This window comes from Halomonas sp. DP4Y7-1, from assembly GCF_019800705.1.
Classification (GTDB): domain Bacteria; phylum Pseudomonadota; class Gammaproteobacteria; order Pseudomonadales; family Halomonadaceae; genus Halomonas; species Halomonas litopenaei_A.
Window position 1 is genome coordinate 80,445 of record NZ_JAHVKS010000006.1, and the last position, 24,476, is coordinate 104,920.

Annotated in this window: 22 protein-coding genes and 1 tRNA gene; 13 read left to right on the forward strand and 10 right to left on the reverse strand. The window is 63.8% G+C overall.

Annotated features, from left to right (window positions below; genetic code table 11):
* The first annotated feature begins 143 nt into the window (after nucleotides 1-143).
* The 10 genes from bioB to KUV72_RS12665 all read left to right on the forward strand — a co-directional run bounded on the left by bioB (nucleotide 144) and on the right by KUV72_RS12665 (nucleotide 8,418).
* A complete protein-coding gene (gene bioB, locus KUV72_RS12620) occupies nucleotides 144-1,235 on the forward strand; it encodes a biotin synthase BioB (RefSeq protein ID WP_222238650.1) in 1,092 nt (363 codons plus the stop codon).
* Between the two features lie 88 nt (nucleotides 1,236-1,323).
* Nucleotides 1,324-2,499, forward strand: a complete 1,176-nt coding sequence (gene bioF / locus KUV72_RS12625; RefSeq protein WP_222238651.1) for an 8-amino-7-oxononanoate synthase — start codon at nucleotides 1,324-1,326, stop codon at nucleotides 2,497-2,499.
* Nucleotides 2,496-3,311: an alpha/beta fold hydrolase gene (locus KUV72_RS12630; protein WP_222238652.1), complete on the forward strand. Its 816-nt coding sequence runs from the start codon at nucleotides 2,496-2,498 to the stop codon at nucleotides 3,309-3,311. The genes bioF and KUV72_RS12630 overlap by 4 nt, the downstream gene beginning before the upstream one ends.
* On the forward strand, nucleotides 3,299-4,183 hold the full coding sequence (locus tag KUV72_RS12635; RefSeq protein WP_222238653.1) for a methyltransferase domain-containing protein: 885 nt from the start codon (nucleotides 3,299-3,301) through the stop codon (nucleotides 4,181-4,183). Before KUV72_RS12630 ends, KUV72_RS12635 begins: the two co-directional genes overlap by 13 nt.
* A gap of 53 nt (nucleotides 4,184-4,236) precedes the next feature.
* The gene (bioD, locus tag KUV72_RS12640) at nucleotides 4,237-4,935 is read left to right on the forward strand and encodes a dethiobiotin synthase (protein WP_222238654.1); all 699 of its coding nucleotides are present in this window, start codon (nucleotides 4,237-4,239) and stop codon (nucleotides 4,933-4,935) included.
* A 262-nt stretch (nucleotides 4,936-5,197) separates the two neighbouring features.
* Nucleotides 5,198-5,282 (forward strand) — tRNA-Leu (locus KUV72_RS12645).
* 394 nt (nucleotides 5,283-5,676) lie between these two features.
* Nucleotides 5,677-6,063: a DUF3302 domain-containing protein gene (locus tag KUV72_RS20005; protein ID WP_222238655.1), complete on the forward strand. Its 387-nt coding sequence runs from the start codon at nucleotides 5,677-5,679 to the stop codon at nucleotides 6,061-6,063.
* Nucleotides 6,063-7,190, forward strand: coding sequence for an HlyD family secretion protein (locus tag KUV72_RS12655; protein ID WP_206943340.1), 1,128 nt, complete (start codon nucleotides 6,063-6,065; stop codon nucleotides 7,188-7,190). The genes KUV72_RS20005 and KUV72_RS12655 overlap by 1 nt, the downstream gene beginning before the upstream one ends.
* A 223-nt stretch (nucleotides 7,191-7,413) precedes the next feature.
* The gene (locus KUV72_RS12660; protein WP_222238656.1) at nucleotides 7,414-7,890 is read left to right on the forward strand and encodes a universal stress protein; all 477 of its coding nucleotides are present in this window, start codon (nucleotides 7,414-7,416) and stop codon (nucleotides 7,888-7,890) included.
* A 201-nt stretch (nucleotides 7,891-8,091) separates the two neighbouring features.
* The gene (locus KUV72_RS12665; RefSeq protein ID WP_222238657.1) at nucleotides 8,092-8,418 is read left to right on the forward strand and encodes a hypothetical protein; all 327 of its coding nucleotides are present in this window, start codon (nucleotides 8,092-8,094) and stop codon (nucleotides 8,416-8,418) included.
* A 33-nt stretch (nucleotides 8,419-8,451) separates the two neighbouring features.
* Here the strand turns inward: KUV72_RS12665 and KUV72_RS12670 are convergent, their stop codons facing one another.
* A complete protein-coding gene (locus KUV72_RS12670; protein ID WP_261317480.1) occupies nucleotides 8,452-9,006 on the reverse strand; it encodes an HD domain-containing protein in 555 nt (184 codons plus the stop codon).
* Nucleotides 9,007-9,105: 99 nt separating this feature from the next.
* Here KUV72_RS12670 and KUV72_RS12675 point away from each other — a divergent pair, with 99 nt between their 5' ends.
* The gene (locus KUV72_RS12675) at nucleotides 9,106-10,380 is read left to right on the forward strand and encodes an O-acetylhomoserine aminocarboxypropyltransferase/cysteine synthase family protein (protein WP_222163502.1); all 1,275 of its coding nucleotides are present in this window, start codon (nucleotides 9,106-9,108) and stop codon (nucleotides 10,378-10,380) included.
* Between the two features lie 34 nt (nucleotides 10,381-10,414).
* On the opposite strand, the gene KUV72_RS12680 is transcribed toward KUV72_RS12675, so the two are convergent.
* A complete protein-coding gene (locus tag KUV72_RS12680; protein WP_222163508.1) occupies nucleotides 10,415-11,506 on the reverse strand; it encodes a DUF1214 domain-containing protein in 1,092 nt (363 codons plus the stop codon).
* A 71-nt stretch (nucleotides 11,507-11,577) separates the two neighbouring features.
* The gene (gene pmbA, locus KUV72_RS12685; protein ID WP_222163509.1) at nucleotides 11,578-12,918 is read right to left on the reverse strand and encodes a metalloprotease PmbA; all 1,341 of its coding nucleotides are present in this window, start codon (nucleotides 12,916-12,918) and stop codon (nucleotides 11,578-11,580) included.
* Between the two features lie 153 nt (nucleotides 12,919-13,071).
* On the opposite strand from pmbA, the gene yjgA reads away from it, so the two are divergent.
* Entirely contained in the window at nucleotides 13,072-13,575 is a 504-nt protein-coding gene (gene yjgA / locus KUV72_RS12690) for a ribosome biogenesis factor YjgA (protein WP_222238658.1), read from the forward strand.
* 173 nt (nucleotides 13,576-13,748) lie between these two features.
* Here yjgA and tldD read toward each other — a convergent pair whose 3' ends face one another.
* The 7 genes from tldD to KUV72_RS12725 all read right to left on the reverse strand — a co-directional run bounded on the left by tldD (nucleotide 13,749) and on the right by KUV72_RS12725 (nucleotide 23,994).
* Nucleotides 13,749-15,200 carry a metalloprotease TldD gene (gene tldD / locus KUV72_RS12695; protein ID WP_222238659.1) on the reverse strand — a complete coding sequence of 484 codons (1,452 nt, stop codon included), beginning with the start codon at nucleotides 15,198-15,200 and terminating at the stop codon, nucleotides 13,749-13,751.
* Entirely contained in the window at nucleotides 15,197-19,132 is a 3,936-nt protein-coding gene (locus KUV72_RS12700; protein ID WP_222238660.1) for a YhdP family protein, read from the reverse strand. Before KUV72_RS12700 ends, tldD begins: the two co-directional genes overlap by 4 nt.
* Nucleotides 19,133-19,136: 4 nt before the next feature.
* Nucleotides 19,137-20,600, reverse strand: coding sequence for a ribonuclease G (gene rng, locus KUV72_RS12705; protein ID WP_206943351.1), 1,464 nt, complete (start codon nucleotides 20,598-20,600; stop codon nucleotides 19,137-19,139).
* A 236-nt stretch (nucleotides 20,601-20,836) separates the two neighbouring features.
* Nucleotides 20,837-21,472: a Maf family protein gene (locus KUV72_RS12710; RefSeq protein WP_222163514.1), complete on the reverse strand. Its 636-nt coding sequence runs from the start codon at nucleotides 21,470-21,472 to the stop codon at nucleotides 20,837-20,839.
* Between the two features lie 19 nt (nucleotides 21,473-21,491).
* Nucleotides 21,492-21,980 (reverse strand): rod shape-determining protein MreD, encoded by a 489-nt coding sequence (gene mreD, locus KUV72_RS12715; RefSeq protein ID WP_206943353.1) that lies wholly within the window; start codon nucleotides 21,978-21,980, stop codon nucleotides 21,492-21,494.
* Nucleotides 21,980-22,879, reverse strand: coding sequence for a rod shape-determining protein MreC (mreC, locus tag KUV72_RS12720; RefSeq protein ID WP_206943355.1), 900 nt, complete (start codon nucleotides 22,877-22,879; stop codon nucleotides 21,980-21,982). Before mreC ends, mreD begins: the two co-directional genes overlap by 1 nt.
* 77 nt (nucleotides 22,880-22,956) lie before the next feature.
* Nucleotides 22,957-23,994 (reverse strand): rod shape-determining protein, encoded by a 1,038-nt coding sequence (locus KUV72_RS12725; RefSeq protein ID WP_206943356.1) that lies wholly within the window; start codon nucleotides 23,992-23,994, stop codon nucleotides 22,957-22,959.
* Between the two features lie 175 nt (nucleotides 23,995-24,169).
* Between KUV72_RS12725 and gatC the strand changes: the two genes are divergently transcribed.
* Entirely contained in the window at nucleotides 24,170-24,457 is a 288-nt protein-coding gene (gatC, locus tag KUV72_RS12730; RefSeq protein WP_206943358.1) for an Asp-tRNA(Asn)/Glu-tRNA(Gln) amidotransferase subunit GatC, read from the forward strand.
* Nucleotides 24,458-24,476 lie beyond the last annotated feature (19 nt).

Genomic DNA, 24,476 nt, shown 5'->3' on the forward strand with positions numbered 1-24,476 from the left:
AGCACCAGGGGCAGCGCTGTGGCAACCACCTGGCCAGCACGTGGTCAACTTCTACGAGCCTGCAGGTTGACAGGCGGGTCAAACGCCCTATCCTGTCCGTCAACTTACCTATTTTAAAAAAGTTGACCAAAGCGAGACACTCCATGTCGGCCACCGTGACCTCTTCTTCCACCCTAGCCCTGGACAGTACCCCGCGCCACGACTGGTCCTTTGATGAAATCGAGGCCCTCTTCGCACTGCCCTTCAACGACTTGATGTTCAAGGCACAAACGATCCATCGCCAGCACTTCGATGCCAATGCGGTACAGGTGTCCACCCTGCTGTCGATCAAGACCGGCGCTTGTCCGGAAGACTGCAAGTATTGCCCCCAGTCCGGCCACTACAACACCGGTCTGGACAAGGAGAAGCTGCTCGAGATCGAGAAAGTTGTCGCCCAGGCCCGTTCCGCCAAGGACGCTGGCGCCAGCCGCTTCTGCATGGGAGCCGCCTGGCGCAGCCCGCGCCAGCGTGACCTGGACGTCGTGCTCGAAATGGTCAAGCAAGTCAAGGCGCTGGGTCTTGAAACCTGCATGACACTCGGCATGGTCGATGGGGATCAGGCGCGCCAGCTGGCGGATGCTGGTCTCGACTACTACAACCACAACCTGGATACCTCTCCCGAGTACTACGGCGAGATCATCACCACGCGCAGCTACGCCGACCGCCTCGACACCCTCGGCAATGTGCGCGATGCCGGCATGAAGATCTGTTCCGGCGGGATCCTTGGCATGGGCGAGTCCGCGCGGGATCGCGCAGGCCTGCTGAGGCAGCTGGCCAACTTGTCGCCGCACCCCGAATCGGTGCCCATCAATATGCTGGTCAAGGTGCCCGGCACCCCGCTCGAGAATGTCGAGGACCTCGACCCGATCGAATACCTGCGGGCCATCGCTGTCGCCCGCATCATGATGCCGGCCAGCCATGTCCGCCTGTCCGCCGGGCGCGAGCAGATGGATGAGTCGACCCAGGCCCTGGCATTCATGGCAGGCGCCAACTCGATCTTCTACGGCGACACCCTGCTGACCACCGGCAACCCCCAGGTGGAACGCGACAAGGCGCTGTTTGCCAAGCTCGGCCTGCACCCGGAACAGCGCGAGAGCTGCGCCACCGACGAGCAGCAGGCGGAGGCCCTCAGCCGTGAGGTGAAACGTCAGGCCAGCGTCGCCCAAAGCGAGCAGTACTACGACGCCGCCGTCTAACGACGCTGCCCCAGATGCCTTTCGCCTGCCTGCCCCTGCGGCTGATTGCCGATGCCAAGCGGGGGCAATGCAAGGCACAGAGAACACCATGAGCCAGACCTGGAACGATTACCTGAGGCTACGCGCCGACCAACGCCGGCAGGCCCAGCGCTGGCGTCAACGCCAGACACAGCGGCGGGATCTCGCGCTGCTCGATATGGCGGGCAACGACTATCTGGGCCTGCGCACCGACCCACGCCTGGCCGAAGCGGCCAGCGACGGCGCTCGTCGCTACGGCAGCGGCGCGGGAGCCTCCCATCTGGTGACCGGCCATGGTGAGCTGCATGAGGCCCTCGAGGAGGCCCTGGCACGACTCACCGGGCGACCGCGAGCACTGCTCTTCTCCACCGGCTACATGGCCAACCTTGGGGTCATTCAAGCCCTGTGCGATCCCCATGTTCAGGTGTATCAGGACCGTCTCAACCATGCTTCGCTGATCGACGGGGCACGACTGGCGGGCGCCCGCTCACGCCGTTACCACCACCTCGACCTGGCCGACCTCGACCGGCTGATGACCCGTGCGCCGGAAAAGTCCCTGGCTCTGGCCATCAGCGACGGGGTGTTCAGCATGGACGGCGACTGCGCCGACGTCGGGGAACTGGCCCGACTGTGCCAGCGCCATGGGGCCTGGCTGATGATCGATGATGCCCATGGCGTTGGTGTGCTGGGCGAGCGTGGTGACGGCTGTGTGGGTCAGCGCTACGACAGCCAGCAGGTGCCGATCCTTGTCGGCACTCTGGGCAAGGCGCTCGGCACTGGCGGCGCCTTTGTCGCCGGAGACGATGCCTTGATCGAGCACCTGATTCAGTTCGCCCGACCCTATGTGTACACCACCGCCATGCCGCCCCCGGTGGCCGCAGCCTCGCTCAAGGCCCTGGAGCTGCTTGACGCGGAACCCGAGCGCAGGCAGCACCTGCATTCGCTGGTGCAGCTGTTCCGGGATGAGGCGTCGCGCCTGGGCCTGCCGCTGATGCCATCGCACACACCGATCCAACCGATATTGCTGGGAGATGAGTCACGCACCCTGGAGTGGGCGCGGCTGCTGGAAGCCAGTGGCATCAAGGTCGGTGCGATTCGCCCGCCCACCGTACCCAATGGCCAGTCCAGACTGCGCATCACGTTAACCGCCGGCCACAGCCACGACGACATCCAGCGCCTGCTTGACGCCCTGGCCAGCTGTCAGCGGCTGGTCCCGGCCGACAGCATGGAAGAGGTTGGCGCATGACCCGCCTGGTACTGCTCTCGGGCTGGGCCATCGATGCCCGTGTCTTTGCCCCCCTCGCCCCGCATTGGTCCCAGGGCTGGGATGTGCATGCCATTGACTGGCCGGGCATGGGCACCAAGTCGTCGTCCCCATTGGCTGACCCGGGCTCCATCAGTCAGCTTGCCGAGGCCATGTCTCCTGAGCTGCTGCCCGACCAGGATACCTCGGTGGTGTGGGTGGGCTGGTCGCTGGGAGCTCTCCAGGCTGCCGCCTTGGCACGTGTCATGGGGCCCCCTGATGCGCTCGTGCTGATCGGCATGGGCTCGACCTTCTGCCACCCCGCAGGGGTCAGTCAACAGGCACTCGCCGACTTCAACAGCGCCTTTCACCGTGACCCAGACCGGGCAGTCGAGCACTTCCTACGCTGGCAGCTATCGGCAGAGCCTGAGCCTCGCCCGTCACTGGCGTCGCTCAAGGCGCTGCTGAGACCGCAGGCACAGGCCGATCACGCCACTCTCGCACACGGACTCTCGACGCTGGCCCAGGAGGATATTCACGACGTTTTCCTCAAGCCGCCCTGCCCGACGGCCACCCTGTGCGGACACGACGACCCGCTGATGGCGCCTGCGGTGCGCCATGCCGCGGATGAGCGCATCGCCGCCAGCGGACACTGCCCCATGCTTAGCCAACCGCAGCGGCTGGTCGAGGCGGTGGAGCGACAGGCACAGCGCCTGCTGGCGCACCGCCAGTCAACAGGACACGGCTACCCCCGTCAGACCTCCAGGCCCGAGCGCGATCAACCAAATCCGAGGGAGGCAGCATGGCAACGCTGACACTGGACGCGCCACTCGGCGATGAGACCTCCGCCAGCCACTGGCGGCAACGGGTGGATCGGGCCTTTTCACGGGCAGCCCCACGCTATCGGCAGCTTGCCCGCGCGCAGCTCGCCATGGCCCAGTCGTTGCTCGACGATTTGCCGCCACGGCAAGCCCAGGCTCGCCAGAGTACGGTGAATGATCACGAGCCCGTCCAAAACGTCCTGGATCTGGGCTGCGGCCCAGGGGATCTCACCTGGCAGATGTGCGACCGCTATCCCAACGCCCAGGTAATAGGACTGGACCTGTCACTGGCAATGCTCGCTGAAGCTCGCCGTCATGCTGCCCGTCCGGACGATTCACGCCCCTGCAGCGCCAGGGCATCGTCTCCTGTGTGGTTGAAGGCAGATGCCCAGTCCCTGCCTCTGGCGACGGCCAGCATCGATCTGCTGGTATCCAACCTGGCCATCCAATGGTGTCCTGACCTGGCGCAGGTACTGGCAAACGTGCATCGCGTCCTGCGCCCGGGCGGCCGGGCGGTGATCAACACCTTGCTACCCGGCACCCTGCATGAGGTGGCCAGCGCATGGCAGCGTCCCGGCCATTCCAGCGGCGTGCTGGTGTTCCCGAGCCTGGCTCAGCATCAGCAGCGTGTCGATCAGAGCCCTTGGCAGGATGCCGTCCTGCGACCCCGCGAGGTCACCTTTCACTACCCGGACATTCACGCCGTGATGGCTTCCATCAAGGGCGTCGGCGCCCAGGTGGCGCGGCCTGGCGCTGGCCTGACCCGCCGGGAACTGGCCCAGGCAAAGCAGCGTTACGAGCGCTTGCGCACGCCACAGGGACTTCCCGTGACCTACCACCAGCTGACGTTGGTACTCAACCGCTGAGCCCTCTCCGGCTCCCCCATGACCCTCAGATTTCTGCAAGATGGACCCGTGCCATGACCTGCTATTTCGTGACCGGCACCGACACCGATGCCGGCAAGACTCTCGCCAGCTCCGCGCTTTTGGCGCTCGCCAGACGCCAGGGCCTCAGCACCCTGGGCCTGAAACCGGTGGCGTCTGGATGCCAAGCGACGGCTGCAGGGTTGAGAAACATCGACGCCTTGACGCTTCAGGCCCAGAGTCGGCCTGAGGTCGACTACGCCACGATCAATCCCTATGCCTTCGAGCCCCCCATTGCCCCTCACCTGGCAGCGCGCTACGCCGACGCCGAGCTGACCTTGGCCAGGCTGGAACGGACCATTGCGCCGTCCCTGGCGCTGGGCCGCGACCTGACGCTGATCGAGGGCGCTGGCGGCTACCGCGTCCCGCTGAATGAGCAGGAAGACCTGGCAGGCCTGGCCCCTCGCCTTAGGCTGCCGGTCATTGTTGTCATTGGCCTCAAGCTGGGCTGTCTCAATCACGCCTTGCTGACCGCAGAAGCGCTGGCCCGTGACGGCGTGGTCTGCGCTGGCTGGATTGGCAACCTCATCGACGCTGACTTTGCGGCAGATGAAACCCTTTACCAGGACAACCTTGCCCATCTGACCGCGCGGCTACCGGGGCCTTGCCTGGGCATCATTCCCCGCCTGGAGGGCAGTGACCACAAGGAGCTGGCGCAGCAGGCCGCCGAGTACCTGACGCTACCCCCCGGTTAGGCCTTGGCTTTTATCGCGTCGCTTGATTCGTTGCCTTTTGTCTCGCTGCCTTTGTTCTTATCGAATTAGCTCTCATTGCATTAGCACTCATTGCGTTAGTGCTCATTGCCTCGGGCATGCTCCCTTCGCCTCAGGCATGAGCGGCCTGTCACCAAGGGCCCATCGCCATCCGCCTGGGCCCTGATGGCTGCGGCGTCGCCCAACAGCTGAAAAAGTTGACTTGCCGGTCAGGCAACGTACAATGTGCACCGCTCACCTGCATGCGGATGTGGTGGAATTGGTAGACACGCTAGATTTAGGTTCTAGTGCCTTAGCGCGTGGGAGTTCGAGTCTCCCCATCCGCACCATCTTGATGTCCCTCAGCTTTTCCCGAATTCCAGCAGATTGCCACGACGCACTAGATGTTCTGGTGTGACCCAATGGTGACGTCACTCTTTCAGAACATGTCCAGAAGGTGCTAAGAACGTGCCTCGCCAGGCGCTCAGTGATGACGCCCACTCGTCCTCTTTGATCGCTTTATCGCAGCGATAGCCATCGCGCTCACATACCTGAGGACACCGCTCGCCTCACCCCTCTCGTCGCATATCACGCTCTGGCATAGCGGCGCTGTGCTATGGCCACCGGCGCGTTGACAACTGCCAGGAAGCCGCGACGAATCGGACCACCGCTCGTGCTATCTTTAGCGGCGAACGGTACGGGATGTGCGTTCTTCCAAAAGCATTCAAGAAAAAAGGCCCCTGCATGCTGAACTACTTTGCCCTTGGCATTCTCTTTTTTGTCGCCTTGACGCTGTTCTACGGGGTTATCGTCATTCACGACATTCCCTATGGCATCGCCAAGAAGCGCAATCATCCTCATCAGGATGCTATCCACGTAGCGGGCTGGGTCAGCCTCTTCACCCTGCATGTGCTGTGGCCCTTCCTGTGGATCTGGGCCACCCTGTATCGCGATGATCGCGGCTGGGGCTTTCAGCAGATCGAGCAGGAACAGGCCAGGGAACGCAACGAGATCGATCAACTGAGGGCGGAGCTGGAGCAGCTCAGGCAGCGGCTTGATCGGCAGGAATCAGGGCAGCCTACCCCGACGGCCGAAACCGTCAGCTCAACCCAGCAGGGAGGCCAGTCCTGATGGATCTGCTTATCGTCCTGACCTACGCCGCCATCTGCATCGTCATTTTCAAGGTGTTTCGCATCCCGCTGAACAAGTGGACAGTGCCCACCGCCTTTCTGGGCGGCGTGATTGTCGTCTCGACGCTGGTGCTGTTGATGAACTACAACCACCCCTTCACTCGCCAGGTGCGTCAGGCCTACGCCGTCACGCCGCTGGTGTCGGAAGTACGAGCCCGCGTCACGTCGGTCAACGTATCCCCCAACACCCTGGTCAAGGCCGGCACCCCGCTGTTCACCCTCGATGCACGGCAGTTCGAAGCCAAGGTGGAGCGTCTGACCGCCGAGCTGGAAGACACCTTGCGCAACTCTGACAGCCGCACCGCAGGCGTGGCTGAGGCGGAAGCCAACTTGCTGGCCGCCCAGGCGGATCGCAACCAGGCCCAGCGCACCCTGGCACGCTACCAGGCGGCCTCATCGGCCTTTAGTCGACAGCAGATCGATGAAGCGGCCCAGGTCGCCGAGACCACCGCCGCCCGGGTATCCCAGGCCCAGGCAGCGCTGGAAAGAGCTCAAGCGGAACAGCGTCCCGATGCCAATGATCAGGACCCACTGGTGATCGCCAAGCGGGCCGAACTGGCCCAGGCCCAGTACGACCTGGAGAACACCATTATCCGAGCCCCGACAGACGGGTATCTTACCCAGCTGGCGGTACGCCCCGGCATGATGGCGGTGCCGCTGCCGCTCAAGCCGATGGGAGTCTTCGTGCACGATGAGCCAGGTCGTTTTACTGGCGCCTTCCGTCAGCAGGCGCTGAACCGCATTCAGCAGGGTGACGAAGCAGAGCTGACCTTCACGGCCTTGCCTGGCCAGGTGTTCAGCGCAGAGGTCATCGAGGTGCTTCCCGCCATCGCCGAGTCTCAGGTCGCGGCAGGAGATCGCCTGCTGGGCGCAGACGCCTTCAAGACAGTGGATGCCCCGGCGCTGGTGACGTTGCGGCTGCTGCCGGACCAGGACGTGCCCGACCTGCCGTTGGGCATCAGCGCCCAGGCGGCGGTCTACACCGAGCACTTCCATCACGTGGCCATCATGCGCAAGGTGCTCCTTCGCATGCTCGGATGGCAGCACTACCTCTATCTGGATCACTGACGCCAAACGACTCAGCCAAGCCCCGGGCGCCCCTACCGACGCCCGGGGCTTTTTGCTGGGCGCTGCATCGCTGCAGGCCAGAGGGCTGAAGCACAGACGACTGAAGCACCAACGACAGCCCTGGGCGCCCGTAAACGCTGACCATCATGATCCAAATCAAGAACTTGGCGGACGCTCTGATCCTACAATTCCTGCATGATCAGTCACCACATGGACCGCGGCGATGTTCACCAAGATTCTGGTACCGGTAGACGGCTCTTGCTACTCCCGTGAAGCGCTGAAGGTTGCCTGCACGCTGCTCAATGCCCATCGCAGCGACGATACTTCGCCCGCCGGAAACGCAAGCGCCGGCCAGCTAGTCTTGCTGCACGTGCCAGAAGAGCTCGGTTCGGAACCCGCCTTCGTCTGGGGCGTCTCCGCCATCGCCGCTGGTGCTGCCCTGGATGAGCGAGAGGCCATCGGCAGAGAGATTCTCGACAACGCCGGGCGTGACGCGCTTAGCCTGGGAGCTTCCAAACCGATGATCCTGCTGCGCCACGGCAGCCCAGGCCAGGTCATCCTCGACGCGGCCCGTGAGCACGGCGTCGACGCCATCGTCATGGGGCATCGCGGCATGGGCAAGTTCAAGGCCCTGATCGAAGGCAGCGTGTCACGCAAGGTCAGTCATCACGCCCGCTGCCGAGTGGTGACCGTGCACTGACGCCCGTATTAAACAAACAGACGAGCAAACGAGCAAACGAGCAAACGAGCAAACGAGCAGAAGAGCAAACGAATAGACGAGCAGAGTGCACGCCATAGCGAAGCGCGTCCCGTCCTCTGCGGCGCCAGCCATGCTAGGCTTTCTCCTACGTGGAACCATGACCCCGCGTGCCATGGTCCGAGGTTGACGAGGGAGCCATTGATGAGACATCTCCGCCTTTATGGCGCTCGGCGCAGTGCGGCCGGTACCACTCCATCTGCGGGCATGCTGCTGGGAGTGCTGGCACTCGCCACTTGCCTGGTCAGCGGCTGCTCCAGCACGTCCCCCGCGGACGGCCTGACGGAGCGCCGAGGCGACAGACAGTATGACGCTCTCGACAGCCTGCAGTTACCGGAAGACGTGCTCCCCCCACCAGGTGCCTGCCGCATCTGGTACCTGGATCTGACGCCGGACCGCCAGCCTCCTCCCGGTGACTGCAACGACCTGTATGACCAAGTGCCTCCAGGCGCCCGCCTGATTCGCGGCTAGGCTGACGCCTGCTGCTGCCAGTACCGGACCGTTCTATCGCCTGCCCAGACGGGCCTCGGCCTGCTCCAACGATGCCCAGGCTAGCCGCTTGAGCGAGTCCTGCCCCTGGTCCATGGCCTCCAGTAGCGCTCGCTTTTCCTTGAGGTAGACCCGCGCGAAGCCAGGGTCGTGCTCGACAATAGAGCCGGTGTTGTGAATCAGGTCTGCATACTTGACGGTCTGTGCATCCCCACCAGCGCGTGCCAACCGTTCCAGCGAGATCCGCTTGCGCGCGGCGCGATTGCCGACCTCTGGCCCCTCAAGGTCACTCAAGGCCACCACAAGTTCCACCACGTCAGCAGGAAACAACTCACGCAGGGTCATCTCGCTGACCTCGGTATCCTCCAGCACGTCGTGCAGCCACGCCGCGGCCTCTAGCTCGGGCCGACTCGGACAATGTTCGCGCACCAAGGCGGCAACCGCGGCAGGATGCTCGATGTAGGGAGTCTCCAGATACTTGCGGCGTTGGCCAATGGCACAGTGGGCAGCCGTCGCGAAAACACGTGCGTGTTCGACCATGACCTGGCCATCGGTGGGTTCTATGGACATCTTGGACGCCTCCATAAATTAGAACGTTTCAATATATTGAGGACAGCGAACGGTCGGCCCACTATTCTGAGTCCACCCCAACCACAACAAGGAGCCCCCATGAAGCCGGACACGATCGCACTGCATCACGGCTACACGCCCGACAACCAGAATGCCGTGGCGGTACCCATTCATCAGACCACGTCCTTTTCATTTGATAGTGCACAACACGCCGCGGATCTGTTCGACCTCAAGGTCGAAGGCAATATCTACTCGCGCATCATGAATCCCACCTGCAGCGTGCTGGAGGGGCGGGTAGCGGCACTGGAAGGCGGTATTGCCGGACTCGCGGTGGCCTCAGGGATGGCGGCAATCACCTACGCCATCCAAACCATCGCCGAAACCGGCGACAACATCGTCTCGATCAGCGAGCTGTACGGGGGCACCTACAACCTGTTTGCCCACACGCTGCCTCGTCAGGGCATCGAGGTCCGCTTTGCCGACAAGGACGACCTGGACACCATCGCCGGCCACATCGATGCCCGAACCAAAGCCATTTTCTGCGAAAGCATCGGCAACCCCTCGGGCAGCGTCGTCGACCTTGGCGCGCTGGCGACTCTGGCCCATGACCATGGCCTACCGCTGATTGTCGATAACACCGTGGCCACCCCCTTCCTGTGTCGCCCGATCGACCACGGCGCCGATATCGTGGTGCATTCGGCGACGAAATACATTGGCGGCCATGGCACCACCGTCGGTGGCGTCATCGTCGACTCCGGACGCTTCCCCTGGGCCTCCCATGCCAAGCGCTTTGCCCTGCTCAACGAAGCGGACCCGTCCTATCACGGTATCAGCTACACCCGTGACGTTGGTGAGGCCGCCTTCATCGCCAGGGCCCGCGTCGTGCCACTGCGCAACATGGGCGCGGCACTCAGCGCCCAGGCTGCCTGGAACCTGCTGCAGGGTCTGGAAACGCTATCGCTTCGAATCGAGCGTATCTGTGATAACACCCAGAAGGTCGCGGAATATCTGGAGCAGCATCCCGCCGTCTCATGGGTGAAGTACGCAGGACTCGAACACCACAAGGATCACGGGCTCGCGATCCGCTACCTGCAAGGCAAAGCGTCGGGCATTCTTAGCTTCGGTATCAACGGCGGGCGCGATGCGGGGGCACGCTTCTATGACGCTCTCGGCCTGATCCTTCGACTGGTCAACATAGGCGATGCCAAGACCTGCTCTGCCATCCCGGCCGCCACTACCCACCGCCAGTTGAACGACGAGGAATTGGCCGCCGCCGGTGTCAGCGCCGATATGGTCCGACTGTCCATCGGCATCGAGCACATCGATGACCTGCTGAGCGATCTCGACCAGGCGCTGTCTGCCTCACAAGCATGAGCGATGCTCCCACGCCCGACGTGGGAGCATGGTTCTAGTTGGAAGCAGGCACGGGCAAACCGACCGGCGTCGGCGAAGGGGGCAGCCATTCCCCCTTCGTCAGCGCCTCGGTAGGTCGATAGAAGCGCAGGGTGTAGTTCCATCCAGGCTCAATCGCCAGATAGTTCGGCACGTCGGGATCCCCGCCAAAATGCAGCGTTACCGACCCATCCTCGTTGGCGTCCGCCGTGCTGCTGGTCACCGACTGGGCGCCGTCGGCGCCGTCGATCAAGCGGCCCTGGTCGTCATACACCGTCACCGACCAGAACCCGGTGACCGGCACATCGACCGGCAGCATCAGCACCTGAGGGGTGTCGCCGTCGTTGTGCAACGGATTGATCGTGACGTAGTACGCCTCTTCAATGGGCTGGCCCAGCCAACCGGCAGCGGTCCCCCACAGATGGCGCACAGGGTCGACGTCACCCTCGGCGCCAAACATGCGGTGACTGCCCGACAGGAAGGGTGACAAGCCCAATACCGCTTCACGCACGTCAGCCAGACCCTGCACATCCCAGTCGGGCAGTGTCATCTCACCCTGTTCGGCCTGGGACCACTCGATCGCGTCCTGCTGGGCGTTGGCCTTGGCGATATCCTCAGGCGAGTCTGCATCGACCTGGGTGCGGACCATCACAAGGGCATAGCGTGACCCCACCGTGTCCTGGTCCAGGGTGATCTCACGCCCCCCATAGACCATCAGTGGAGTGAAATGGTCCTGACTCACGACCTGCAGTGACTGCAGTCGGGTGGGATCCGCCTGGGTCGAGATCGTTACCGGAGAACTCAGGTCGAATAGACCCACACTGTGCAACACATCTCGATTGGGGCGCAGCACGTTCGCGTCTGCAGGCAGTGGCGCGCGATCATGGCGTAGCGTGCCGAAGTAACCGTCATCAGCGTAGCGCTGAAAATGGTGGTCGGTCTGAGCCCTGATATAGGTATCGAGGGTAACGGCATCGCCAGCGCCGGTACCGTCCCCCTCGTCTGCCTGAACGGAAGCTAGCGTCAACATCACCGCCCCCAGGCAGCCACCCCATTGTCTCCACACCATGACGCTCCCCATGCCTGACTCGATCATTACTGTCAGCATAGCGCCGCAATCCACATCCTACGTCAACCCTGGGCCAGGGTATCGGCTGTGATGGGCACAGCTCTCGGGCCTCAACTGCCAGCGATCGTCATCTCGTCGATCAACCAGCTGCCGCTGTGAATACTGCCGCGGGTATCGACATCGTCCCCCAGCGCCACCAGCCCCTGGAACATGCGTGACAGGTTTCCGGCGATGGTAAACTCTTCGACCGGATACTGGATCCGTCCATTTTCGACCCAGAAACCGGCAGCGCCACGGGAGTAGTCGCCGGTGACGCCGTTGACCCCCTGCCCCATCAGCTCGGTCACCAGCACCCCACGGTCCATCTGCGCCAGCATGTCACCATGGGGCGTGGTGGCACCGACCAGGCGCAGATTGCGCGCACCACCGGCATTGGCCGTTGTCTGCATGCCGAGGCGCCGCGCGCTGTAGGCGGACAGCATGTAGCTGGCGATGCGGCCATCTTCGATAAAGCGATTGTCACGGGTCTGCACGCCATCACCGTCGAACGGGCTGCTCGCCATGCCGCCCACCAGCATCGGATGCTCACCAAGACCGAACCAGGACGGGAACAGCGCCTCACCCAGGCGCCCGCACAGGAACGATGCATCCCGGTAGATCGCGCCTCCAGCGAGGGCCGACATCAAGTGCCCTACCAGGCCACTGGCCAGACTCGGGTCGAACATGACCGGAAAGCGGCCGGTCTGCGGCGTCTGGCCACCAAGACGACGCAGGGTGCGCTCGGCAGCACTGTCGCCGACCTCGGCAGGATCGCGCAGGGCCTTGGGGTCCCTGGCACTGGTGTAATCGTAGTCGCGCTGCATGCCGGAGGCGTCTTCCGCGATCAGCATGCACGACAATGAGTGACGACTGCCGCGCTGACTGCCCATGAAGCCATGGCTGTTGGCGTAGACACGCACCCCCTCACCGCTGGACAGGCTGGCACCGTCAGAGCTGCGAATGCCCTCACGAGCAAGTCCGGCGGCTTCGCAGGCCAGGGCTCGCTGAATGGCCTCGTCCGTTTCCAGTGCCCAGGGATGGTGGACATCGAGATCCGGCAGTTCGGTCGCCATAAGCTGTGCATCGGCCAGGCCCGCAGCGGGATCTTCCCCGGTGTAGCGGGCGATAGCGATAGCCTTCTCGACCACGCTCTTGATCGACGCATCGCTGGCGTCGGTGGAGGAGGCACTGCCCTTGCGTTGACCGAGATAGACGGTCACCGCAATGCCCTGATCACGGGACAGCTCAACCGACTCGACATCGCCTTCACGCACGCTGACACCGATCCCCTGATCGACACTGGCACCTACCTCGCAGGCATCAGCTCCTAGCCGCCGGGCCAGTGCTACAGCGCTCTCGGCGCGCCCTTCCAGCAATCTCTGCTGGGCTGTGGCATCAAACGCCTGTGTCATCTTCTACTCCTTCTGCGGCCCGATCGACCGCTTGAGACTGTCATCCCTTGCCGCTCATGTCGGCTCGGGCTGGTATACTCCTGAGCTTTGGCGGGCGCCGCCTGTTGGCGTTCGCCTCTTCGCTGCCCCAGCTGCCTTCATCAGGGACCCGGTATGACCCAGCAAGACCTCTCCCCCGACGACCGCCCCAGCAAGTCACAACTCAAGCGCGAAATGCACGAGTTGCAGGCTCTGGGCGAACGCTTCATCGCCATGAAGCCGGACGAACGTGCACGCTTCCCGCTCTCGGACGACCTGCTGCGCGCCATCGAGGAAACCGATCGCATCCGTGCCCGCGAGGCGAGAAGGCGCCACATGCAGTACGTCGGCAAACTGATGCGCAAGGAAGACCTCGACGCCATTCAGGCCGTCTTCGATGAAATCGAACAGGCCCAGGTGCAGCGCGACCATGCCTTTCTGCGCCTGGAAAAGTGGCGCGACCGGATGATCGAGGAAGGCGACGACGCAGTCGAACCCTTCCTGGCAGACTACCCCCACGCCGACCGTCAGGCACTGCGCCAGCTCATCCGCAATGCCCGCAAGGAGCGCGAGCAGAACAAGCCGCCGACCAGCGCCAAACGGCTCTATAAACTGCTGCGCGACACGGCGGGACTCTAGCCCCGCCGGGAGCCATCTTGCCTTGCGGCGGCCACTCGGGTCGGCTGACACAGCACGACCTGAAAACTCAGTCCTGAACACTCAGAACTGAAAAAACCGCGACCTGAGACATCCATACCTGCAACACCCAAAGGCGCTGAACCTCGCGCCCATGGGCAGGTGTCAGGCGGCGCTCACGACTGGGTGCCGCCAACCGTCAGCTCATCCAGCTTCAAGGTGGGCTGACCCACGCCGACGGGAACGCCTTGCCCCTCCTTGCCGCAGACGCCAATGCCGGTGTCCAGCGCCATGTCGTGTCCAATCATCGACACTCGGCCCATGGCTTCGGGCCCGTTACCGATCAGGGTAGCCCCCTTCACCGGCGCGGTAATGCGTCCGTCCTCGATCAGATACGCCTCGCTGGCAGAGAACACAAACTTGCCGGACGTGATATCGACCTGACCGCCACCGAAACTCACGGCGTAAAGACCGCGAGAGACGCTCTTGATGATGTCTTCCGGGTCGTCCTGACCGGCCCGCATGTAGGTATTGGTCATGCGAGGCATCGGCATGTGCGCGAACGACTCGCGGCGAGCATTGCCAGTCGGTGCCATGCCCATCAGGCGGGCGTTCAACTTGTCCTGCATGTAGCCCTTGAGGATGCCGTCCTCGATCAGAGTGGTGCACTGACTCGGCGTTCCTTCATCGTCCACCGACAGCGAACCACGCCGATCGGTCAGCGTCCCGTCATCGACCACGGTGACCCCTGGCGCCGCCACCCGTTCACCGATACGGCCGGCGAACGCGGAACTGCCCTTGCGATTGAAGTCACCTTCAAGCCCGTGTCCCACCGCTTCATGAAGCAGAATTCCAGGCCACCCCGCCCCCAGCACGACGGGCATCTGCCCGGCCGGCGCATCCGCGGCTTCCAGGTTGACCAGCGCCTGGCGCACGGCCTCCTTGGCATAAGTTTCGGCGACACCCTCGTCACGCAGGCGCGCCATCGGGTAACGACCACCGCCTCCCGCGCTGCCCCGCTCCCGACGCCCATTGCGAGACGCAATCACGCTCACGTTGAAGCGCACCAGCGGACGCACATCGGTCGCCAGAGTGCCGTCACTGGCCGTGACCAGGACCACTTCATAGACGCCGGACAGCGAGGCACTGACCTGGGTAACGCTGGGGTCGGCTTCTCTGGCCACCCGGTCGGCCAGCTTCAGCATCGCGACCTTGTCCTCGGCCGACAGCCCCGACAAGGGGTCGATGCCCGCATAGCGGGGCTCCGCACTGACCACGATGCGGGGCGCCTGGTTGAGGCTGGCGCCGCTTCGCACGATGCCCGAGGCCGTTCGTCCGGTCTCCGCCAGCGCATCCGCGGTAATCTGGTTGGAATAGGCAAAGCCGGTCTTTTCACCGGCCATCGCACGCACCCCGACACCACCGTCGATGTTGTAGCTGGCTTCCTTGACCTCGCCATCCTCCAGCACCCAGCCTTCGTGCCAGGCGCGCTGGAAATACAGGTCGGCATAGTCGATGCCCGGCCCGAGGGCATGCCGCAGACCGGCATCAAGTCCGCCAAGGTCAAGCCCGCCGGGGGTCAACAGAGTGGCAACCGCCTCTTCGAGGCTCGCAGGATGTGATGTCATTGGGCACTTTCCAGAGTGATCTGGGGCGACGTCCATGGACCTTGCACCAGATAGTGAATTCGCGTCACCCGATCGATGACGTCACCGAACAGCTTGTCGGCCACGAACAGCGCCCCACCGACGATGGGAGCGCCCGCGACCACAGCGGCCAGTGGCAGGTTGTTGCTGACGGGCACCGTGACGCCGAGCATCAGGTCCAGCTGACGCCTGGCAAGGTCGGCGGAGCCGTCCAGCGTGAAGTCGGTCGCCGGTCCGTCGATGCGGATCGGCCCATCGGTTTCCAGCACTCCACCATACAGGGTTGCGTTACCGCTGACACGGTCAAAGGCGGTTCCTGAACCGGTGACGTCGGTGAAGTCCAGGCGCAGTCGACGCAGCAGGTTATCGACATTAAGAAGCCCCACCACCTTGGCCGATGGCGAACTGATGTTGGCAAAGGCACCGTCCAGCATGCTCACCTCCAGGCTACCCCTCGAACGGGCCAGGGCGAACTGCCAGGGCGCGCCGGGCCAGGCCAGTTGACTGTCCACATCCAGACGCTCGGCACGCACCGCGACCTCCTGGCCCAGCGCAGCCAGGGCGCTACCAGGATCCCCCCCGGTCAACGCCAGCCGGGACCTGGTGAGGCTGTGGCTGCTGCCAGAGGCTTCCCAGATCAGTGATCCATTGGCACTGACTTCGCCGAGGGTCAAGGCGACAGGGTCTACCGACAGACGATCATCCTGGGTCCGCCACTCGCCGCTGAAAGGGCCCATCCGATTGCCCTTGTACTGGATGGTACGGATGTCGAGCCGCCCGTCAGGCAGATCTCGCACGCGGGCAGGAAACTCGGCGGGTTCCTCGGCCACCTCAAGCTCACCAAACAGTGAACCGGCTTCGGCCCCGGCGACCGCTTGCCCTGAAGACGCCGGAATCAGGTCATCCAAGGTCAGTCGGTCGAGATCCAGCACCAGTGGCTGAAGGGTGCCGGGCCGATAGCGCATCTGTCCACTGAGCAGGCTACCGTCCAGCGAAGCGTTCCAGCGCTGGCCGCCACCCTGCTCGGGACTGGCATTGATGACCAGGGAACCCAGGCAGCGGTCGCCGTCGCTGAGGCAGTCGCTGCGGGCCTCGACCCTGGCCAGACCCACGCTGCCACTGCCACTGCCGGAACCACCACCCGGCATGCTGCCGGCCAGGGGCTTGAGGGCATCCGCCCAGGCCGTGAGATCCAGCCTTGGAAGATGCGCCAACACCGCCACGCCCCGCTCCCTGGGCCAGGCGGCAGGCGCCGACCGACCGATCCACAGCTGGCCTTGGCCACCACCGGCATCGCGCCACCTGGCGCCGACACTGTTGCCGTACTCGGCACTCAGGCTCATGGCATCACCCAGGCGTAGATCCAGCGCAAGCGGTACACGCTCCGCGGCACGCTTGCCCAGGGGGGCCGGCAGCTCGATCGTCAGGCCCTCCAGTGTACTGTCGAGCTGCAAGCGCTGAGCCTCCAGGTTCAAGCGCCCGCGCCATGGAAAGGCACCGGACATCAACGCCCCCGAAGGCAGTCCCGCCCAGTCCAGCAGCGCAAGCGCCTCGGCACGCCCCGACAGGGCAACGCTGTCGTTGCTGCCTTCCAACTCTGCGGTCACGTCACCGCCCAGCACGCGTCCATCAAGTCGCCCCGACAGGCCGCCATCGTCGCCGTGCTGCTGCCACGTCAGCGGCCCGCGAACATTCTCGAAGGAAAGCCCGGTGCTCTGGTGGGTGACCGATGACGCTTCGGCATTGGCCTCGACGCTAAGAGACAGTCCGTCAGGGTCGTCCATCGGCATACGCAAGGCCAGCTCACCCTGGACTTGCCCCTCGCCTTGCCAGTCACTGGCGGCGTCGACGCCATCCACCGGCATCTCGCCCAGGAACCGCAGTAGATCGGTCAACGAGGCAGTCATCGGTCCGTCTACGCTCAGCACCTGGTCCTGCAAGCTGACGCGAGCATCATTTGTGACCACGCCCAGGCTTTCAGCATGATCGACGCGGGCTTCCAGGCTATCGTCTTCGACGGACAGATGTCCGCGCACCTGCTGAAGCGCTGGCCAGCCATCGGCGTAGGGAACGCGCCCATCGACAATGTCGAGCTCAAGCCCAAGTGTGGTGTCCAACCTGTCACCACCCTCGCCATCACTGTCGAGGCTGTCCTGCTCACGCAGGGGCACGTGCAACCTCAGCTGTCCCTGGGGCACCCGCCCCGCCAGGCCGCTGGCAAGCCATTCGGCCAGCTCAGGGTCGACATCGTTTCGCAGCAGCGGCATCGGCAGCCACTCACTGAGCGCGGTATCGCGGGCGTTGACGTCACGCATATCGAGGGACAGGCCGAAGCCTCCGCGCCGGTCTCCGGCAATCGCCAGGCCAAATTCCCCGTCGACCTTGGCACCGCGCCAGCCTACCTGGAGATCTCGCCCACTGACGTAGCTGCGCGGACCATCGTAGGACCACTGCACCTGGCCGGTGGCGTAGTCCAGTGCCATCGGTGCCGAAAACAGGTTAGGGAAGTGCATGGACGCTGCACCGGTATCGACAAAGTCGACTTTCCCTCGAGTGCCGTCGGCCTCGACCCATACATCGAGGGGGCCCCCACCTGGCGCATCCTCCCAGGGATCCACCTCGACGCCCTCGGCGCTGACGCGGGCCCGCCACTCGCCTTCGCGCTTGCCAAAACCTAGCCCGGTGACGCGTCCTCTTGGCTGCAACGCCGATACCGCACGCGACAGCCCTTCGGGCAGGCGCACCCGTTCCCGCCACTGGGCCAGCGCCCCAAGCTCGAAGTCACTGGCGTTGGCCCACCAGCCATCCTCTCGACTGGCCACGTGCCAGAAACGCGGCAGCGCGCTGCCCTCAGGGGCCTGTTCACCGTCGTTGCCCGTCCACAGCACGTCTTCAGTGTCGCCTTCGAACCAGGCTTCCCAGTCATCGACCCCACGCCGCAGCCACTGCCCTCTCAGCTCGGCCCCCGTCATCACGATGCCGCCATGCTCTGCCGCGGGTGCCTCAGGGGCTACCGACGATGGGCCATGATCATCCTGGTTCAGCGCGATACGCGGCGCCCGTACATCCAGGCGCACATCCGCCAGCCGTCCGTTATCCCAACGGGCCCATACCGTGGCATCACCGCTGGCCTCATCCAGCCTGAGCACGTCTTCGATACCGATCAGGCGTGACAGTCCGGTCAGGCTGTCGAGCTGCATGGTGCCCTGCAGCGCCGCACTGAAATTGCCGGCGTCGCGGGTGCCCGGGGTCAGCGCCATCACCACTTCCATGGCTTCCATGGAGCGGTCTTCAATGAAAATCTCGCCTTCGATGTGGGTGCGTGTTTCGTTCCCGGTCATCAACAGCCGGGGCGCATGCAGGGTGGTCACTTCCCGCCGCCCGTGGAGCACCACGCGTAGATCATCGACCCAGGCCCGCTGACGCAGCATCACGCCGACCCAGAAGTCCAGGCGCTGCAGGTTGAATTCGCCATCAGGCATGAGTTCGGGGGGAATCCTGGCAGGCTTGGGCCACAACCAGCGACGCTCACGATCCTGGTAAAGATGCAGGGTCACGCCCTGAAAATGCGCCTTGTCGGCGACGGGAATGCCCTGCTGAAGACTGGCCAGGGTGTCCAGACGCACCTCACCCTGCTCGACTTCCAGCAGCGGATAGCTGCCCAGGGCGTCGCGCGCTTCCAGGCGCAGCCCATCCAGCGACAGCTCGGGGTCAAGCCCCCGCAGCGCCCCGTTCATTTCGACCAGGTGGGCCTCGGCCTCGAAGCGAGACTCGACCATGTCGATCAGCGTGCTTTCCAGCCGATCCACCTGGCCCAGGGAGAGACGCAGGACCACCGACAGCAGTGCGGCGAGGGCCAGCACCACCGCCACCAGCGTCAGTAACCAGCGAGTCAGCAGGCGAATCGGCCTCATCACATCACATCAGCACGATGTCGTACTGCTCCTGGGAATAGTGAGTCTCGACCTGGAAGCGGATCGTCTTGCCGATGAACTCTTCCAGATCAGCCACTGCCGCCGACTCTTCATCGAGCAGACGATCGACCACGGCCTGGGAGGCCAGCACTGCGTAGGTCTCCGCGTTGTAGGCACGCTCCTCGCGCAGGATCTCCCGGAAGATTTCGTAGCATACGGATTCCGGCGTCTTCAGCGTGCCGCGTCCCTGGCAGGATGGGCAGGGCTCGCACAGCGTCTGCTCAAGACTCTCCCGGGTCCGCTTGCGGGTCAGTTGCACCAGCCCAAGCTCGGTGACGCCGGTACACTTGGTCTTGGCGTGGTCTCGCTCGAGAGACTTCTCGAGCATTCTCAGCACCTGCCGCTGATGTTCGGGGTCCACCATGTCGATGAAATCGATAATGATGATGCCACCCAGGTTGCGCAGGCGCAGCTGCCGGGCAATGGCGGTAGCGGCCTCGAGATTGGTCTTGAAGATCGTCTCTTCCAGATTGCGATGACCCACGTAGCCGCCGGTATTGACGTCGATGGTGGTCATCGCCTCGGTGGGGTCGATCACCAGATAGCCACCGGATTTCAGCTGCACCTTGCGTGCCAGCGCTTTCTGGATTTCATCTTCCACGCTGTACAGATCGAAGATGGGGCGCTCGCCGGCATAGTGCTCGATCCGCCCGACCGCGGTCGGCATGAACTCTTCAGCGAATTCGACCAGCTTGACGAAGTTCTCGCGAGAATCGATGCGCACCTTCTCGATGTCATCACGCATGACATCGCGCAGGGTTCGCATGAACAGGGGCAGGTCGTCATAGATGACGCTGGGGGCCGGGGCCGTGATCTTGCGCTCGCTGACCTTGCGCCATAGCCGCAGCAGAAAGTGCATGTCCGCCGCCATTTCCTCGAGGGTCACACCCTCTGCAGCGGTGCGCACGATAAAACCGCCGGTGATGTCGATCTGCTGCTCGGCTTGGGCCGCCTCGACCAGCTCTCGCAGACGTTCTCGCTCGGTTTCATCCTCGATACGCTGGGACACCCCGTTATGGGGCGAATCTGGCATGTACACCAGATAGCGGGAGGGTACCGACAGGTGGGTGGTCAGGCGAGCCCCCTTGGATCCGATGGGGTCCTTGGTCACCTGGACGACCAGTGACTGGCCTTCGTGCAGGAGATGCGAAATCGACGGCTGCTCTTCGCCACTGGCAGCGTGATCACCGACGTCGTGGGCGTGAATGAAGGCCGCCCGTGACAGACCAATATCGACGAAGGCGGCCTGCATGCCGGGCAACACTCGAACGACCTTGCCCTGATAGATATTGCCGACAATACCGCGCCGCCTGGCCCGCTCGATGAAGGCTTCCTGGAGCACGCCATTTTCCACCACGGCTACGCGGGTTTCCATCGGCGTCAGGTTGATGAGTACTTCACCACTCATGCGGCTGTCCTTGTCCTTTGATGTCTGGCGCCATTATGACATAGCCACCCACCGTTGCGACGATGCCTGTCTCGGCCATCCTGGCCATACGGATTGATGCAGCATACGCGCTTTCGACCCGCTTGCCATCGCGCAGCGACAGATGACGCCAGATAAGTGGGCCTCAACGCTGCGCCACCGGTGTCGACGACGCCTGTCATCCGCCCGTGCAGAGCGATTCACCGCGACACAGTGCTCTAGGGAAGGGCCCCACACCACAGCGCCATGCCCTGCTGTCGAAGCAACGCGGCCGTCTCGAACAAGGGCAATCCCACCACCGCCGAATGGCTGCCGGCAATGCGCTCGACGAACACCGCTGCCAGCCCCTGGATGGCATATCCCCCGGCCTTGTCCTGGGGTTCACCGCTGCGCCAATACGCATGAATCTCGGCGTCTTCGATCATCCGCATGGTGACGTCAGTGACGACCGTGACCTCCAGCAGACCCGCTGGCCCGGTGACCGCCACAGCCGTCATCACCTGATGATCACGCCCGGAGAGCGAACGCAGCATGGCATACCCCTCTGCGGCATCCGCTGGCTTGCCTAGAATCTGCCCATCGCGGACCACCGCGGTATCAGATCCCAGCGTGACCCGGTCCTCACTCGCCGCCCCCGGCTGGGCCAGTCCTGCGCGCTGCCCGACGGTCGCCTTGGTCCGGGCAAGGCGCGCGACATAGTCCACGGCCTGCTCACCCGGATGCGGCGTTTCATCGATGTCCACGGGGCAGACCTCGACCTCGACACCGATACTCGCCAGCAAGTCCCGTCGACGCGGCGAGGCCGACGCCAGACGCAGCGTGTTCGACAAGGGAAGGTCGCTAGCGGAAGGCATGCACAGACTCCTGACCAGGTTACTCGCGGACCGCACGCCGGCCCAGGGCCTTGAACAGAGTGACCAGCCACGGCCACAGGGCAGCCCCGATCAGCGAGGGCATGAGAAACGACAGATGCATCGAAAAAGGCCCGAACAGCGTGCGCAGCCATTGTTCCACCAGCTGCACCAGTCCCAGCAGCACGAAGATCAGTACCGCCTGCTGAACCAGGGAGTACGTGCGAAATCTGGGATAGACCAGCGCGCCAAGAAAGGCCAGCAGCGACAAGGTCAAGGCACTCTGCCCCAGCGGCGCCCCTTCGATCAGGTCGAGCAACAGCCCCAGCGCAAAGCCGTGGAACACGCCCACGCGATCAGGCTGCGTCATGCACCAGTACAGCAGCATCAGTCCCAGCCAGTCAGGTCGCCAGACCTGCCAACCATCGGCCATGGGCATGACCTGGAGACACAGCGACAAGGCCAGTGTCAGCCACACCAGCAACAGACTGGCCCGTGGAGTGGCAGCCATCAGTTGTCCTCCTCGGTGTCGTCCTCGGGTGGCAGCAGTAGCTCGCCAAGACGGCGAGCCGACTCGATGGCAACCGGATCCAGATCAGGGTGCCAGCGGCCGCGAGACACCTCTAGCGCCGGTTCCGGTGGGAACAGCAGCAGGAAATGCCGCGAGCGCTGAAGCTGTGCCACCGGCGCCGCGCTGACCGTCGCGAACGGCTCGCCGGGATCATGACCCACGTCGCTGACCCTGGCCACCGGGTAGCCGGCGGGAAAACGTCCCGCCAGGCCGGAGCTGACCAGCAGGTCGCCGACCCGAATATCTGCGGTATCCGGTACATGCAGGACCTTCAGGGCATCGTAGTTGCCCGTTCCCTGAATGATGAAGCGCAGACCGTTGCGATTGACCTGGATGGGCAGCGCGTGACTGGCATCGGTCAGCATCAGGACGCGACTGGAATAGGCGGACAATTCACTGACCTGCCCGGCGATACCCGACGAGTCCATCACCGGCTGGCCCACATAGACGCCATCGCGACGGCCACGGTCAATCACCATCTGATGGGTGAAGGGGTCTGGATCGAGGGACAGCAGTTCGGCAGTCAGGTAGGGAACTTCATGGTCTCGGGCGGCATCGAGCAGCTCGCGCAGGCGGACGTTTTCCGCGGTCAGGCTGGCCATGCGCTGGACCCGATGGGAGAGCGTCAGCAGCTGTTCACGTAGACGCGCGTTCTCCTCGACCAGAGAACGCTGCTCGGACAATGCCAGAGCCCCCCAATTCAGCACATCACTGGGCAGGCTCACGACCCACTGGATAGGGGCAACCAGCGTCGACAGCTGGGCACGCACCGACTCCATGCGGGTGAAATGCGTATCGACAAACATCAGCCCACCCGCGAGCACCGCACACAACAACATGCGATACCCGGGGACGGAGCCATGCGAGAACAGCGGTTTGATAGGCCGACTCCCTGGAGATCCTGGGCCACACCTTGTCAGTCGCTGGAGAGCAGCTCGAAGGTATGCTGATCAATCATTTCCAGGGCCTTGCCGCCGCCACGGGCGACGCAGGTCAGCGGATCGTCCGCGACCACCACAGGCAGGCCGGTCTCTTCGGCGATCAACTTGTCGAGATCGCGCAGCAGTGCACCACCACCGGTCAACACCAGGCCACGCTCGGCGATGTCAGAGGCCAGTTCGGGGGGAGACTGCTCAAGGGCGCTCTTGACCGCTGATACGATCGAGCCGAGCGGCTCCTGCAGCGCATCCAGAATCTCGTGAGAATTCAGCGTGAAGCTGCGCGGAATGCCTTCTGCCAGGTTACGGCCACGCACGTCGATTTCGCGCAGCTCGCCACCCGGATAGGCACAGCCAATCTCTTCCTTGATGCGCTCGGCGGTCGCCTCACCGATCAAGCTGCCATAGTGGCGACGCACGTAGGAGCTGATCGCCTCGTCGAAGCGATCGCCGCCGATACGAATCGACTCGGAGTAGACCACGCCGTTGAGCGAGATGATGGCGATCTCTGTGGTACCACCACCGATATCGACGACCATCGAACCCTGGGCTTCCTCCACCGGCAACCCGGCACCGATAGCAGCCGCCATCGGCTCCTCGATCAGGAAGACTTCACGGGCACCAGCCCCCTCGGCGGATTCCTTGATGGCACGGCGCTCGACCTGGGTAGACATGCAGGGAACGCACACCAGGACCCGGGGGCTAGGCGTCAGGAAGGTGCTCTGATGCACCTTACGGATGAAATACTGGAGCATCTGCTCGGTCACGGTGAAGTCGGCGATGACGCCGTCCTTCATCGGACGAATGGCAGTGATGTTTCCCGGGGTGCGGCCCAGCATGCGCTTGGCATCGGCACCCACCGCCGCCACGCTGCGCATGTTGCCAGACTGTCGGATCGCAACCACGGAGGGTTCATCCAGGACGATCCCGCGATGACGCACGTAGATGAGCGTATTGGCCGTCCCCAGATCGATCGACAGATCGCTGGAAAACACACCTCGTAAACGTTTGAACATGGAAAAGATACCTAGTGCAGACCGGAAACCCTGTGCGGACGCAAACGGTATCACTGACCCCCCCTAGCGGCAAGCGTGTTGCGCGTCTCACTTGACCGGGCAGACCTGCCCGAGCGCCCCGGAATGTGGTACCTTCTGCGGTCATTTCATGGACCCTTCCGTCGAGGAATTGATCATGGCGCTTGAACACGCCGAGGTACTCCGTGCCGCTCACCTGGCCCGGATCGACCTTTCAGAGAATGACGCTGCCCACTACCACGATGATCTCGGCCGGATCCTGGAGATGGTTGACCAGCTCCAGGCAGTCGATACCGAGGGCGTCGCCCCCTTGGCCCATCCCCTCGATGCCACCCAGCGCCTGCGCGCCGACGAGGTCACCGAAACTGACCAACGCGACGACTTTCAACGCTGCGCACCTCAGGTCGAAAACGGCCTCTATCTGGTGCCGCGCGTCGTCGAATGACGCCTCGCCCCTTTTTTCT